We start from the raw sequence: 13,809 nt of genomic DNA, 5'->3' as shown, positions 1-13,809 counted from the left end.
GGGCGGCGGGGCGTCGCGCGGTTCAGACGGTGCTGTTCCTCGGCGGGCTGCTGGCCCTGGGCCTTCTCGCGGGTGGCCGCGCGGAAGCGCAGGAGCGTCCGGAACCCGGTCCGCTCACCGCCTCCGTGGCGGACGTCGTTCCGGAGCGTGCAGCCCCTGGGTCCGCCGTCCGTAAGACAGTTGAGCGCTCCGCTCAGCGCGTCGTCGAGCCGGTCGATCGGGACACACCGCAGCGGGCCACCCAGCAGCGGTCCATACGGGAACCCGTTGCGGGATCGGCCGCAGAGCCAACCGCAGAGCCGGCCGCAGATCCCGAAGCGCCTGCCCCGGTGCGGGTGCCCGTGCCTGCGGCTGCGGTCGGCTCCACCCCCGATCGCGTTCGCGATCCGGTGACCGTGGGAGTCGGGGACGCCGTGGACCGGGTCGCCGGGGAGGCGCGACCGGTGGCGTCCCTGCCGGGGCTCCCGCCGCTCTTCCCCCTGCTGCCCGTTCCCGGCGGCGAACCAAACGCACCCGGTGCTCCGTCACCTTCCGGGCCGGGCAACGGCCGTGGCGCCGAGGACGGTTCGGGAGCCTTGGGGCCGGATGCCGCCGGGGCGGACACCTCCGTCGAGCGCGCGGCCGGGTACGACCGGGGCGCCGGGGCGCTGGGCTCCACCCCGGCCGTGCCGGACGGGTCCGCTGCGCCGGACGTCGGGCACGCACGGGTCTCGGCCCCCGCGGGGGCCCCGGGCCGTGCGCCGTTCGCCCCCTCCGGCGACCTCGTGCGTACGGCGGTGGCCGACGTCCAGGGGCCGCGCGGCGGCGACCTGCACGCGCTGCCGGTCCCGGGCGGTCCGTCCGCGGCGCTCGTCCGGGGAGCGGGCCTCCCGGCGACCACCGCCCCGATACCCGACAGATCCGGCGAGATCCTCGAATTCCCCGGCTAGGGCAGGCCGTTCCCCGCCTCGACCTGCCGCGCGGGGGCGGAACAGGTCTGCCCGCGTCCGGACTTCTCCGGACTGCCGAACACCTTCGAAGGATCTGACACACCCATGCACAAGAACATGCGCCGATCCATAGCCGTCGCCGCCACCGCCACCGGTATGTGGGCGCTCGGCACCGCCGCGGCGAGCGCGGCCGAGCTGCCCGTGTCCGTACCGCTCTCCATCCCGGACCCGGCGGCCGAGGCCCCCGACGCGACGGAGATCGTCAAGGACGTCGAGACGGCCAAGGACACCCTCACGGGGCCCGTGGGCAAGGCCGCCGGTGCGACCGACGTACGGGATCGCCTCCCGTCACCGGTGGGCACGCCGCAGACCCCGGAGGTCCCGCGCGCCGCGGAGGTCCCGGAGCTCGGTGACGTACAGCGTGCTCCCGGGGCCGTGCAGGTCCCCGCAGCGCCGGTCGACGAGATCGACTACCTCTTCGGGCCGATCGAGCAGATCCCCGGCTACGCCGGGAACCAGGTGCCGGCCGCCGTCCAGGGCGTGCCGGCCGAGGCCGGGCCCGTGGTCGGGCAGACGTCCGACGCCGTGCTGCCGCCGCTCGCCGCGGGTGCCGTCGGCGTCGCGGTCCCGGTCGTCGGCCAGGCGGTCGGCGACGTCGGCACGCTCGCCCAGGGCGTCATCGGCGAGGTCGGGCCGTTCGCCCAAGGAGTCGTCGGCGACGCCGCCGCCCCCTTCGCGCAGGGCGTCACGGCCGAGGTCCAGCCGCTGGCGTCCGGCGTCACGGGTGCGGCCGTGCCGTTCGCCGGGGGTGTCGCGTCCGAGGTCCGGCCGCTGGCGGAGGGGCTGACCGGTGACGCGGCCGGGCCGTTCGCCCAGGGGGTCACCACCCGGGTGCGGCCACTGGCCGAGGGCGTCGGGGAGCAGGCCCGGCCTTTCGCGGGCGGTCTGGCGGAGACGGTCCGCGAGGACGCCCGTCCCGCCGGTGGCCGCGCGGCCACCGGCGTCCAGGGCGTCACCTCGGTCACCCCGTCCTTCCTGACGGACACGGTGCCCGCGCCGTAAGAAGGAAGCGCGTAAGAAGGAAGCACGCGCGGTGCCGTGATGCACCGCACCGGAGTACCCGGTCCAGGGGGACCAGGAGCGGGATACTCCGGTTCTCGTCAGCCGCTTCCGGCTCCCGGGTGGCCCCGCCCGGGAGCCGGAGGGGCCACCCTCTGTGACCGTTATCACCGCTCAGGTGTGATCTGCGATTTAGGGTCACACCGAGCGCGGGGATAACCTGCCGGATGGACATGCCGCGTACTCGGACACCGTGTACGCCTCCCTAGTGACAGCGCAGTCACGTTGCCCTTCGCGGCACGCCCACGCAGAAGAACGAACCGCGAGACCACTAAAAGGGACGGACGCGCGTGGACCTGTTCGAGTACCAGGCGAGGGACCTCTTCGCCAAGCACGGTGTACCGGTGCTGGCCGGTGAAGTCATCGACACGCCTGAGGCAGCCCGCGAGGCGACCGAAAAGCTGGGCGGCAAGTCTGTCGTCAAGGCGCAGGTGAAGGTCGGCGGCCGCGGCAAGGCCGGCGGCGTCAAGCTGGCCGCCACCCCCGACGAGGCGGTCGCACGGGCGACCGACATTCTCGGCATGGACATCAAGGGCCACACGGTCCACAAGGTGATGATCGCCGAGCTGTCCCCGGAGATCGAGGCGGAGTACTACGTCTCGTACCTCCTCGACCGCACCAACCGCACCTTCCTGGCCATGGCCTCGGTGCAGGGCGGCATGGACATCGAGGAGGTCGCGGAGAAGAGCCCCGAGGCCCTCGCGAAGGTCCCGGTCGACTCCAACTCCGGTGTGGACATCGTCAAGGCCCGCGAGATCGTGGCCCAGGCGAAGTTCCCGGCCGAGGTGGCCGAGAAGGTCGCCGAGGCCCTGGTGACGCTGTGGGACACCTTCGTCGCCGAGGACGCGCTCCTCGTCGAGGTCAACCCGCTGGTGAAGACCAAGGACGGCCGCATCCTGGCGCTGGACGGCAAGGTCTCGCTCGACGAGAACGCCGACTTCCGTCAGCCCGGCCACGAGGCTCTCGAGGACAAGGACGCAGCCAACCCGCTCGAGGCTGCTGCCAAGGCCAAGAACCTCAACTACGTCAAGCTCGACGGCGAGGTCGGCATCATCGGCAACGGCGCCGGCCTGGTCATGTCGACCCTGGACGTCGTCGCGTACGCCGGTGAGAACCACGGCAACGTGAAGCCCGCCAACTTCCTCGACATCGGTGGCGGCGCCTCCGCAGAGGTCATGGCGAACGGCCTGGAGATCATCCTCGGCGACCCGGACGTCAAGTCCGTCTTCGTCAACGTCTTCGGTGGCATCACCGCCTGTGACGAGGTCGCCAACGGCATCGTGCAGGCGCTCGCGCTGCTCGAGTCCAAGGGCGAGAAGGTCGAGAAGCCGCTGGTCGTGCGCCTCGACGGCAACAACGCGGAGCTGGGTCGCAAGATCCTCTCCGACGCCAACCACCCGCTCGTGCAGCGCGTGGACACCATGGACGGCGCGGCCGACAAGGCCGCCGAGCTCGCCGCGGCTGCGAAGTAAGGGACGAGGGACTCCAACACCATGGCTATCTTCCTCACCAAGGACAGCAAGGTCATCGTCCAGGGGATGACCGGCGCCACGGGCATGAAGCACACCAAGCTCATGCTGGCCGACGGCACCAACATCGTCGGTGGCGTGAACCCGCGCAAGGCCGGTACGTCCGTCGACTTCGACGGCACCGACATCCCGGTCTTCGGCTCCGTCAAGGAAGCGATGGAGAAGACCGGCGCGAACGTGTCCGTCCTCTTCGTGCCGCCGGCGTTCTCCAAGGCCGCCGTCGTCGAGGCGATCGACGCCGAGATCCCGCTCGCGGTCGTCATCACCGAGGGCATCGCCGTTCACGACTCCGCCGCCTTCTGGGCGTACGCGGGCGAGAAGGGCAACAAGACCCGGATCATCGGCCCGAACTGCCCGGGTCTCATCACCCCCGGCCAGTCCAACGCCGGCATCATCCCGGGCGACATCACCAAGCCCGGCCGCATCGGTCTCGTGTCCAAGTCCGGCACGCTGACCTACCAGATGATGTACGAGCTCCGTGACATCGGCTTCTCCTCCGCTGTCGGCATCGGTGGCGACCCCGTCATCGGCACGACGCACATCGACGCCCTCGCGGCGTTCGAGGCGGACCCCGAGACCGACCTCATCGTGATGATCGGCGAGATCGGCGGCGACGCCGAGGAGCGTGCCGCCGACTTCATCGCGAAGAACGTCACGAAGCCGGTCGTCGGTTACGTCGCGGGCTTCACCGCCCCGGAGGGCAAGACCATGGGCCACGCCGGCGCCATCGTCTCCGGCTCCTCGGGCACCGCCCAGGCGAAGAAGGAGGCCCTCGAGGCCGCCGGCGTCAAGGTCGGTAAGACGCCGACCGAGACCGCCAAGCTGGCGCGCGAGATCCTCGGCGCCTGAAGCAGGCAGTAGAGACACGCGTACACGGCGCGGGCCCGCACCCCCTTTCACCGAGGGGTGCGGGCCCGCGCCGTGTCGTCACGCATGCGCCGCCGGGATCACCGCAGCTGCGGAACCAGCCGCTCAGGGCCGTGTGCCAACTGCTCGCGCAGCGACTTCTGAAGCTTCAGGTCCTGCGCGCTGAGCTTCTGCGGACCACCGCGCGGCGGTACGCCCCCGACCCGTTCGGCCGGGGAGATCGGCTGCTCGTAGTGGGTGGGCGCGGTGTGCAGGGTCAGCCCGGTCACGGCGATGAGCAGCGCGACGCCCGCGACGGCGGCCCGGGTCCACCGCCTGGCCTTGTCCTCGCTGCCGGTGCGCACGGCACGGGCCGGCTGCGGTACGGGGACGTGCTCGGCGCGGGCGAGGCCGCCGAGCCGGTCGTGCAGCAGAACCGACTGTTCGGCGGGGGACGCGGCGACCGCCAGCTCGGGGAGCCGCTCGGCGACGGCGGCGCGGGCGGTCATCAGCCGGCCCGCCGCCGCCGGGGTGCTGGCCTCCGTCTCGGCGGCGGTCTCCGGAAGGTCCAGCCCGACCCCGTCGTACAGGAGCAGCGTGCGCCGGTAGGCCGGGGGAAGGTCGAGCAGCGCGTCGAACAGCGCCCGTTTGCCCGGCTCGGTGGGCGGGGCGTCGGGGTGCCGGTGCGTGCGGCGCAGCCGGTGCCAGGGGGACATCGCGTACTCGTACGCCGCCGCGCGCACCCAGCCGGCCGGGTCGCGGTCGACGGCCACCTCGGGCCAGCGCTGCCAGGCCAGTTCGAAGGCGCGCTCGACGGACTCGCGGGCCAGGGCGCGCCGGCCGGTCAGCAGATAGGCCTGGCGGACGAGGCCGGAAGCGGTGCCTGCGTACAACTCGTCGAAGGCCTCGGCGGGGGAGAGACGCCGCTCGCCGGCCGCCTCCACTTCGACGACCGACTCCGACTCCACCCCCGACTCCGACTCCACCCCCGACTCCGACCCCGACCCCGACTCCGACTCCACCTCCGCTTCCGCGTTCAGCTCTGTCGGGGAGGCGGCCTCTTCCGGAGCGGCCTCGGGCGCGTCCGGTGGCCGCTCCTGGGGCGTGGTCGTGTCCGTCACTGGTGCCGCGACCGGCTGTTGACGCCCCGCCTCCGGCTCCGGGCCGATGAGCTTCGCGTACAGCGCGCGCTTGCGTCCGCGCGGGCTCGTGCGCCCCGTCTCCCAGGAGCGCACGGTGGCGCGCGTGACGCCGACGGCCGCCGCCACCTGCTCCTCGCTCAGCGCTTTCGCCTCGCGCAGTCTGCGGCGCTCCTTGGGGGAGGGCAGCGGCGGCGCGGCGGCCTCGTCGGTCGTGCTCCGGGTCATGGGTGACCCCCGGCAGCGCCGCACTGGGTGAAAAAGTACATAAACGTATATTGAGCGACACCGACGCTGTTCGCGCGTTACGCGAAATAAGCGCGTGTCGTTGGCAGCATGGGCCGCGTGACCCAAATGACGCAACGCAGCCCGAAGGCGACGGCCGAGCGCAACCGCACGCTCGCCCTGGCCTCCGCTCTCGTACGGGGTGCCGTCGCCGCCGGGCTCGGCCTCGGGTCGCTGACGGTGCTGGTCATGGTGGTGTGGGTCAGCTCCCCGTACCCCGACAGCGGACCGGGTGGGGCGCTGCGCGCGGTCGCCGGGGTCTGGCTGCTCGCGCACGGCGCCGGACTCGTGCGGCCCGACACCCTGAGCGGCGTTCCCGCCCCCGTCTCCCTGGTGCCGCTGCTGCTCATGGTGGGCCCGGTCTGGCTGGCGCACCGTGCGGCGCGCGATGCGGCAGAGCCGGAGGAGGGACAGCCCCGGCCCTCGCAGGCGGGCGCGTTCTGCGCGGTGACCGCGGGGTATCTGCTGGTCGTGGCGGGGGCGGCGGCCTGCGCGCGGGGCGGTTCGCTGCGCGCGGACCCGGACACGCTGGTGTTCCCGGTGGCGCTGGTGGTGGCCGGTGCGGCGGCGGCCGGGGTGTGGACGGCGGCCGGACGGCCGCTCGGGCCCCTGCCGTCCTGGTCGCCCCTGGCGCTTCAGGAGGCGCTCGCGCGCACGCTCTTCCGGCACCGGGCCGAGGCTGCGTGCCGGTCGGCGGCGGTGGGCCTGATGGTGTTGCTCGGAGGCGGTGCGCTGCTGGTCGGGGTGGCGCTCGGCCGGAACGCAGGGGCGGCGCAGGAGGAGTTCCTGGCGCTCGCGGGCGACTGGCCGGGGCGGTTCGCCGTACTCCTGCTGGCCGCCTCGCTCGTGCCGAACGCGGCGCTGTGGGGCGCGGCGTACGGGCTCGGACCCGGCTTCTCGCTCGGTACGGGATCCACCGCCACCCCGCTGGGCCTCGACGGGACCCCGGCGGCGCCCCCGTTCCCCCTGCTGGCGGCGGTGCCGGACCAGGGGCCGGGCTCCCTGCTGAACGCGACGGCCCTGGCGGTGCCGGTGGCGGCCGCGTTGGCGCTCGCCTGGTTCACCGTACGCAGGGCCGCGCCCGCCGACGCACCCCGCGCGCAGGCGTGGAGCCCGCGCGAGACGGTGCTGGTGACGCTGCTCGCCGCGCTGGGGTGCGGCGTGGGAACGGCGCTGCTCACGGCGGTGGCCGGCGGGCCTCTCGGCACCGGAGAGCTCAGCGCGTTCGGCCCGGTGTGGTGGCTGACCGGCCCGGCGGCGCTGGCGTGGACCGCGGGCCTCGGCGTACCGGCGGCCCTGCTGCTGCGGCTGTGGCGCCTGCGCACCCCGGGCTGGGCCTGGCGCCGGGACGTACCCGAAGCGGAAGCGCCCCCGGCGGCGGCCGAGGAGGAGCAGAGCGGGTCGCCGGTGCACCGCACCGTGCGGCGGAGTGAGCGGGAGGCGCCGGAGACCGAAGCGGCGGTCGTCACCGGCCGTCCGCGGCGCTGGTGGGCGCCGTGGCGCGGGCGGGGCGGTCCGCAGGGCGAGTCGGCCGATGCGGGGCCGGGCGGGCCCTCGGCCTCGGCCGACTCGCCCTGCGTTCCGGCGCCTGGGTCGGCACCCGACGCGGCCTCCGGCGCGCTGCCGGGCCCGGCGGCGGGGCGGGGCGACGCGGGGTTCGAGCCCTACGACTTCCTGCCGACCGATCCCTGGCACGAGACGACCGATCCCTGGCACGAGACGAGCGATCCGAGGCAGGAGAAGGCCCATCCTTGGCAGGAGAAGACCGATCCCTGGCACGGGAAAGACGCCAGGGAGGCCCGTTGGGCCTCCCTGAAGCGGGACTCCGGCGGCCTGATGGCCGATTTCCGTGCTGATCCCGCTGATCCCGCTGGGTCCTCTGGTCCCGCAGACTCCGCCGATCGCGCTTCGGGTCGCCCCGCGGCGGAGCCGGACGGCTCCGGCCCTACTCCTTGACGCCGAAGAACGGCTCCAGCGGCTTCGGCAGCTGGTCGTTGCAGGCCAGCGCGCCGGACTTGGTCAGGGCGTCGTTCACGCAGGTGTAGTAGTCGCGGTAGACGAGCTGCACGGTGAACGTCGTCGCCACGATGAGCAGCGCCAGCAGGGCGGTCACCAGGCCGCTGACCGCCGCCGTGGTCTGCTGCCTGGTGCTGACGTTCTGCGGGGCGGCGGCCGCGGCCCCGGCCACGGCGTCCGCCGTGGCCCCCGGGCCGGTCCCGGTCCCGGTTCCGGCGGCGTCCCCGGTCGTCCCCGTACCGCCCGCCGCCGCGCGGTCCGTCGCGGCGGCGTTCTTCAGCGGGGCGCGGAGCGCGCTGATCGCCCAGTACGTCGAGAGCGCGCCCAGCAGCAGGGCGATCTCCGGGAAGTCGAAGAGGGCGAAGAAGAAGGCCCACATGCCGCCGAGCACCGCATAGCGGGCGCGCCGCTGCGCGGGGTCGGTGGGGTCCCAGCGCAGCCCGCCCGGACGGCCTCCCTCGGGTCCGCCCTTGCCGCCCGGACCGCCGGAGCCGTTCCCGCCGGGGCGGCCGCCGAAGCCGCCGTTGCCCCGGCCGGGCTGCTTGCTGCTCCACTGGCTGCCCCACGCCGGACGGTCGCCGGAGGAGCCGTCGCCGTTTCCGCTGGACCCGCCGTTCCCGTCCGATCCGTCCTCCGAGGAGGGGCGGCGCGGCTGCCACGGCTGGTCCGGACGGTCCGCGGGCGGCGCGGCGAACGGGTTGTCCTCCTGCGGCTTCCCGGCGGAGCCGGAGGCCGGGGCGGACCCAGAGGAGGAATCCGGCGAGGAGGGACCCGGCGACGAGGCGCCCGGTGAAGAGGGGTCCGGGGACGGGGAGTCCGGCGAAGAGGACTGGCGTTCCCGCATCAACAGAGCGGACCGCTCGGGCAGGGGGAGGCGGAAGGCGGTGCGACGGCGTCGGTCCGGCATGTGGTGAACGTCTTCCCCATCTCGTCATGTCCGCCCGAGGGGCGGCTCGTCCGCCCGGTGGACGGCTCGCTGTCCCCTGACGCTACCTCCCGGTCACGCCCCCGTCCCGTGGGGGCCGCCGGGTGTGCCGGTATCGTTGCTGACGGTCGGCCCGTTCGTAGGGTTCCCCGTACCGGGCGAAGCGATTCTTTCGTACGACCCTACAAAGAGCATGCCGCACCTGCGTCACCACGCGGTCATCACGTGAGAAAGGGCCCCGACGTGGCCTCCCCGCCCCCCTCCACCGCTCCCGCCCGGCTGGTCGTGCTGGTCTCCGGATCCGGTACGAATCTCCAGGCGCTTCTCGACGCCATCGGCGACGACCCGGTGGCGTACGGGGCGCAGGTCGTCGCGGTCGGCGCGGACCGTGACGGGACCGGGGGCCTGGAGCGCGCGCGGCGGGCCGGAATCCCCACGTTCGTCTGCAAGGTCAAGGACCACGCGACGCGTGCGGAGTGGGACGGGGCGCTCGCCGAGCAGGTCGCCGGGCACCGCCCGGACCTCGTCGTCTCCGCCGGATTCATGAAGATCGTGGGGCCCGCGTTCCTCGCCGCCTTCGGGGGCCGGACCGTCAACACCCACCCCGCCCTGCTGCCCAGCTTTCCCGGTGCCCACGGAGTGCGTGACGCGCTCGCGTACGGCGTGAAGGTCACCGGCTGCACCGTCCACTTCGTCGACGACGGCGTCGACACCGGTCCGATCATCGCGCAGGGCGTGGTCGAGGTGACCGAGGAGGACACCCCGGAGGGCGAAGCGGCCCTCCACGAACGCATCAAGGAAGTCGAGCGCTCGCTGCTCGTCGAGGCCGTGGGGCGGATCGCCCGTGACGGCCATCGCATTGAGGGACGAAAGGTTCATCTCGGTCATGTCGGTGAATAGCCCCACTTCGGTGAATAAGCCCATCCGTCGCGCTCTGGTCAGCGTCTACGACAAGACGGGGCTCGAAGAGCTCGCCCGCGGTCTGCACGAGGCGGGTGTCGAGCTGGTGTCCACCGGCTCCACCGCCGGGAGGATCGCAGCCGCCGGGGTGCCGGTCACCAAGGTCGAGGAGCTCACCGGCTTCCCCGAGTGCCTCGACGGCCGCGTCAAGACGCTGCACCCCCGTGTGCACGCCGGCATCCTCGCCGACCTGCGTCTGGACGCCCACCGCGAGCAGCTCGCCGAGCTCGGCGTGGAGCCGTTCGACCTCGTGGTCGTCAACCTGTACCCGTTCACGGAGACCGTCGAGTCCGGCGCCTCCGACGACGAGTGCGTCGAGCAGATCGACATCGGCGGCCCCTCGATGGTCCGCGCCGCCGCCAAGAACCACCCCTCCGTGGCAGTGGTGACCAGCCCGGAGCGCTACGCCGACGTGCTCGCCGCTGTCGCCGCGGGCGGCTTCGACCTGACCGCCCGCACCCGGCTCGCCGCCGAGGCCTTCCGTCACACCGCCGCCTACGACGTGGCCGTCGCCTCCTGGTTCGCGGCCGACTACGCGGCCCCCGACGGCGGCCTCCCCGAATTCCTCGGGTCCACCTTCACGCGCAAGAACGTCCTGCGCTACGGCGAGAACCCGCACCAGTCCGCCGCCCTCTACACCGAAGGCGCCGGCGGCCTCGCCGAGGCCGAGCAGCTGCACGGCAAGGAGATGTCCTACAACAACTACACGGACACCGACGCCGCCCGCCGCGCCGCCTACGACCACGCCGAACCGTGCGTCGCGATCATCAAGCACGCCAACCCGTGCGGCATCGCCATCGCCGACGACGTGGCCGAGGCGCACCGCAAGGCGCACGCCTGCGACCCGCTCTCCGCGTTCGGCGGCGTCATCGCCGTCAACCGCCCGGTGACGGTCGCGCTGGCCGAGCAGGTCGCCGAGATCTTCACCGAGGTCATCGTCGCCCCGGCCTACGAGGACGGCGCCGTCGAGGTGCTGGCCCGCAAGAAGAACATCCGCGTGCTCCGCGCTCCCGATGCCCCGGCCACCGCGTTCGAGGTCAAGCCGATCGACGGCGGCGCGCTGCTCCAGGTCACCGACCGCCTCCAGGCCGAGGGCGACGACCCGGCCAACTGGACGCTCGCCACCGGCGATGCGCTCTCCGAGGCCGAGCTGAAGGAACTGGCCTTCGCCTGGAGGGCCTGCCGCGCGGTCAAGTCCAACGCGATCCTGCTCGCCAAGGACGGCGCCTCGGTCGGCGTCGGCATGGGCCAGGTCAACCGCGTCGACTCCGCGAAGCTCGCCGTCGAGCGGGCGGGCGAGGAGCGGGCCGCCGGTTCGTACGCCGCGTCCGACGCCTTCTTCCCGTTCCCCGACGGCCTGGAGATCCTCACGGCGGCCGGCGTCAAGGCCGTCGCCCAGCCCGGTGGATCCGTCCGCGACGAGCTGGTGATCGAGGCCGCGAAGAAGGCGGGCGTCACCATGTACTTCACGGGCACGCGCCACTTCTTCCACTGACCGGGACCCGGGGCCGCACCCCTTCGGGGGTGCGGCCCCGGCTCTGTCCGCTGTACGGAAGCCGCTCGCCGCTCTGTTCTAATGAACGGCCGTATCCGATGAACGGCCGTGGAAATCCCTAGCGGGGGCAGTCACCGTGCTTGAGCTGAACAAGAGTGGAACGGACCGGTCACAACCGGGCAGCCTGCCCGCCCAGGACCCGGGGCCGGACCCCCGTCCGGCCGGCGAAGCGCCGCGCGCGGGCGACGCCGCCGCCGAGCAGGTGCCCCTGCGCCCGTACCTCATCGCCGGCGCGATCCTGTGCGCGCTCTACTTCCTCTACGCGTACTTCCAGTACAGCCGCTTCGGCTCGCCCTCCTGGGACCTGGGGATCTTCGAGCAGGAGGTCAGGGCGTACGCCGGGTTCGACGCCCCGGTCGTCGACATCAAGGGCCCCGGCTATCTGATCCTCGGCGACCACTTCTCCCCGGTCGTCGCGCTGCTGGCCCCGCTGTACTGGCTCTGGCCGTCGGCCGAAGCGCTGCTGTTCGCCCAGGCCGCGCTGTTCGCGCTGGGAGCGGTCGTCGTCGGCCGCACCACCCAGCAGCTGCTCGGCGGGCGCTCCGGGCTCTGCGTCACCGTCGCCTACGGGCTCTCCTGGGGCATCCAGGAAGCGGTGAAGGCGGACTTCCACGAGATCGCGTTCGCCGTGCCGCTGCTGGCCCTCGTCTGCCGGGCCCTGCTCCTGCGGCGCTGGACGGCCGCCGTGCTGTGGTCGCTCCCCCTGGTCCTGGTCAAGGAGGACCTGGGCGCCACCGTCGCCGTGGTCGGCTTCCTGCTCTTCGTGTACGGGCGCCGCCTCCAGGGCGCCCTGCTCGCCGCGTTCGGGGTCGTGGCCTTCGCCGTCACCCTCGTCGTCCTCATCCCGGCGGCCAGCAGCGCGGGCACGTACGACTACTGGACGAAGATCGACAAGGACGGTGAACAGGACGTCTCGATGCTGGACTCCGTCCTCGGCGTCCTCGACTCCTCCGTCAAGATCGAGATGCTGGTCTTCCTCATCGGCATCACCGCGTTCATGGCGCTGCGTTCACCGCTGACGCTGCTGATCGTCCCGACGCTCGGCTGGCGGCTGCTCTCGCAGGACAGCAACCACTGGGGCATGGTCTGGCACTACAGCGCGATCCTCATGCCGGTGCTCTTCCTCGCGCTGGCCGACGGCGTCCGCCGCAGCCGCGACTCGCACCGCCCCTGGCTCGCCTCGTACGCGAAGGTCGCCGTGCCCGTCGCGGCCGCCATCGCCGTCGCGATGACCCAGCATCTGCCGCTGCGGGATCTGCTGCGCCCGGAGACCTACCGCACCGACGACGCCCGCAGCCAGGCGGCGCGGGCGGCGCTGGACGCCATCCCGGCCGGGGCGCGGGTCGAGACGGACATCACGCTGATGGCCCACCTCACCTCCGACCGCACCGTCTACTGGATCGGCGGAGCCCCGGGCACCGCACCCGACATCGTCGCCGTCAACCTGGACTTCGGCTGGTCCCAGCCGATCCAGGACCCGGTGGCGTACGCCGAGCAACTGCACCCCGAGGCGCGCTACCGGCTCAAGCACCGGGGCGGCAGCTTCGTGGTGATGGAGCGCACGACGCCGGAGCCGGCGGAGATCCCGGGCGTCCGCGGGGACTGAACGGCCGGGCGCACGGGCCGCACGGTCCGGGACATGCCGCGAGGGCCGCACCCGTGAACGGGTGCGGCCCTCGCCGTGTGTTCTGGAGGGAGCGTCAGTTGGCCTTGACGACCACGGACGAGCAGACCTTGTCCGCGAACGTCTGCTTCTTCTGGTCCCACAGCGGCCACAGCCAGCCGATGTAGCAGGCGATGTTGTCCAGGAAGTGGGCCAGGCGGCGCACGAAGGCCATGCCGAAGCCCAGAGGGCGGCCGTCGGCCTCGCGGAGCAGCCGGATGCCCACGGCCTTCTTGCCGATGGACTGGCCGGTCGTGCCCTCCATGTACATCTGCCAGAGGGCCAGGCCGAGCATCCCGAGGAAGCCGATCACGACGAGGACGCCGCCGGCGCCGTCATCGCCCATGCTGACGCCGACCGCGGCGAGGAGGTACGGGGCGCCGACGATGAGACCGTCGATGATGAACCCGCCCACCCGCAGACCCCAGTGGGCCAGCTCGGGCATGCCGCCGCCGTAGCCGGGCTGCTGCTGCGGGTAGCCGCCGCCGTAGGGCTGGCCGGGCTGCTGGGGATATCCCGGTTGCTGCTGCGGGTAACCGGGCTGCTGCTGGGGGTACCCCGGCTGCTGCTGCGGGTAGCCGTAGCCCTGCTGCGGGACGCCCTGCGGAGCCTGCTGCGGGTAGCCGTAGCCGGGCTGACCCTGCGGCGGGCCCTGGGGAGGCTGGCCGGGCTGCTGCCCGTACGGGTTGTTCGGGTCGCCGAAGCTCATAGGGGTGTTCCTTCAACAGACGTGTGGGGACGAAATGGCCACACGGAGGAAGGACATCGTCGGCGGCCCGGCCCCCCGTACAACCGCGGCCTACATCGTTATAAGCGCAACCCGTGTTTGTCCAGCCCGGCACC

11 protein-coding genes are annotated in these 13,809 nt (G+C 73.0%); 8 read left to right on the top strand and 3 right to left on the bottom strand.

The genetic code is table 11. The annotated features are described in order from the left end of the window. Positions 1-341: 341 nt before the first annotated feature. The 4 genes from ACH4UK_RS11655 (at position 342) to sucD (ending at position 4,426) form a co-directional block, all read left to right on the top strand. Positions 342-929, top strand: a complete 588-nt coding sequence (locus tag ACH4UK_RS11655) for a hypothetical protein (protein ID WP_398355863.1) — start codon at positions 342-344, stop codon at positions 927-929. Between the two features lie 105 nt (positions 930-1,034). Beyond that, the gene (locus tag ACH4UK_RS11650; RefSeq protein ID WP_398355862.1) at positions 1,035-1,991 is read left to right on the top strand and encodes a hypothetical protein; all 957 of its coding nucleotides are present in this window, start codon (positions 1,035-1,037) and stop codon (positions 1,989-1,991) included. A gap of 347 nt (positions 1,992-2,338) precedes the next feature. Continuing rightward, positions 2,339-3,520, top strand: coding sequence for an ADP-forming succinate--CoA ligase subunit beta (sucC, locus tag ACH4UK_RS11645; protein WP_398355861.1), 1,182 nt, complete (start codon positions 2,339-2,341; stop codon positions 3,518-3,520). 21 nt (positions 3,521-3,541) lie between these two features. Continuing rightward, entirely contained in the window at positions 3,542-4,426 is an 885-nt protein-coding gene (gene sucD, locus ACH4UK_RS11640; RefSeq protein ID WP_398355860.1) for a succinate--CoA ligase subunit alpha, read from the top strand. Positions 4,427-4,524: 98 nt separating this feature from the next. Here sucD and ACH4UK_RS11635 read toward each other — a convergent pair whose 3' ends face one another. Next, positions 4,525-5,790, bottom strand: a complete 1,266-nt coding sequence (locus ACH4UK_RS11635) for a helix-turn-helix domain-containing protein (RefSeq protein WP_398355859.1) — start codon at positions 5,788-5,790, stop codon at positions 4,525-4,527. A 126-nt stretch (positions 5,791-5,916) separates the two neighbouring features. Here ACH4UK_RS11635 and ACH4UK_RS11630 point away from each other — a divergent pair, with 126 nt between their 5' ends. Further along, complete coding sequence (locus ACH4UK_RS11630; protein ID WP_398356319.1) at positions 5,917-7,803, top strand: DUF6350 family protein; 1,887 nt, start codon at positions 5,917-5,919, stop codon at positions 7,801-7,803. On the opposite strand, the gene ACH4UK_RS11625 is transcribed toward ACH4UK_RS11630, so the two are convergent. Next, positions 7,793-8,770, bottom strand: a complete 978-nt coding sequence (locus tag ACH4UK_RS11625) for a hypothetical protein (RefSeq protein ID WP_398355858.1) — start codon at positions 8,768-8,770, stop codon at positions 7,793-7,795. The genes ACH4UK_RS11630 and ACH4UK_RS11625 overlap by 11 nt on opposite strands. A 261-nt stretch (positions 8,771-9,031) precedes the next feature. Here ACH4UK_RS11625 and purN point away from each other — a divergent pair, with 261 nt between their 5' ends. From purN to ACH4UK_RS11610, 3 genes are all read left to right on the top strand, one after another. Beyond that, positions 9,032-9,688 (top strand): phosphoribosylglycinamide formyltransferase, encoded by a 657-nt coding sequence (gene purN / locus ACH4UK_RS11620; RefSeq protein WP_398355857.1) that lies wholly within the window; start codon positions 9,032-9,034, stop codon positions 9,686-9,688. Beyond that, positions 9,675-11,243 carry a bifunctional phosphoribosylaminoimidazolecarboxamide formyltransferase/IMP cyclohydrolase gene (gene purH / locus ACH4UK_RS11615; protein ID WP_398355856.1) on the top strand — a complete coding sequence of 523 codons (1,569 nt, stop codon included), beginning with the start codon at positions 9,675-9,677 and terminating at the stop codon, positions 11,241-11,243. The genes purN and purH overlap by 14 nt, the downstream gene beginning before the upstream one ends. A gap of 136 nt (positions 11,244-11,379) precedes the next feature. Then, the gene (locus ACH4UK_RS11610) at positions 11,380-12,909 is read left to right on the top strand and encodes a DUF2079 domain-containing protein (protein ID WP_398355855.1); all 1,530 of its coding nucleotides are present in this window, start codon (positions 11,380-11,382) and stop codon (positions 12,907-12,909) included. 94 nt (positions 12,910-13,003) lie between these two features. Here ACH4UK_RS11610 and ACH4UK_RS11605 read toward each other — a convergent pair whose 3' ends face one another. After that, entirely contained in the window at positions 13,004-13,675 is a 672-nt protein-coding gene (locus ACH4UK_RS11605; RefSeq protein WP_398355854.1) for an RDD family protein, read from the bottom strand. Positions 13,676-13,809 lie beyond the last annotated feature (134 nt).

Source organism: Streptomyces sp. NPDC020884 (genome assembly GCF_044333935.1).
In the GTDB taxonomy this organism is placed as follows: Bacteria; Actinomycetota; Actinomycetes; order Streptomycetales; family Streptomycetaceae; genus Streptomyces.
The sequence above is the reverse complement of the archived record's forward strand: the minus strand, read 5'-3'. Positions and strand labels throughout refer to the sequence as shown.

What these genes read in the sequence shown, in the direction of transcription:
- ACH4UK_RS11650 (WP_398355862.1), top strand. Translation starts at nt 1,035, where the DNA reads ATGCACAAGAACATGCGCCGATCCATAGCCGTCGCCGCCACCGCCACC.
- sucD (WP_398355860.1), top strand. Translation starts at nt 3,542, where the DNA reads ATGGCTATCTTCCTCACCAAGGACAGCAAGGTCATCGTCCAGGGGATG.
- ACH4UK_RS11635 (WP_398355859.1), bottom strand. Translation starts at nt 5,790, where the DNA reads ATGACCCGGAGCACGACCGACGAGGCCGCCGCGCCGCCGCTGCCCTCC.
- ACH4UK_RS11630 (WP_398356319.1), top strand. Translation starts at nt 5,917, where the DNA reads ATGACGCAACGCAGCCCGAAGGCGACGGCCGAGCGCAACCGCACGCTC.
- ACH4UK_RS11625 (WP_398355858.1), bottom strand. Translation starts at nt 8,770, where the DNA reads ATGCCGGACCGACGCCGTCGCACCGCCTTCCGCCTCCCCCTGCCCGAG.
- purH (WP_398355856.1), top strand. Translation starts at nt 9,675, where the DNA reads ATGTCGGTGAATAGCCCCACTTCGGTGAATAAGCCCATCCGTCGCGCT.
- ACH4UK_RS11605 (WP_398355854.1), bottom strand. Translation starts at nt 13,675, where the DNA reads ATGAGCTTCGGCGACCCGAACAACCCGTACGGGCAGCAGCCCGGCCAG.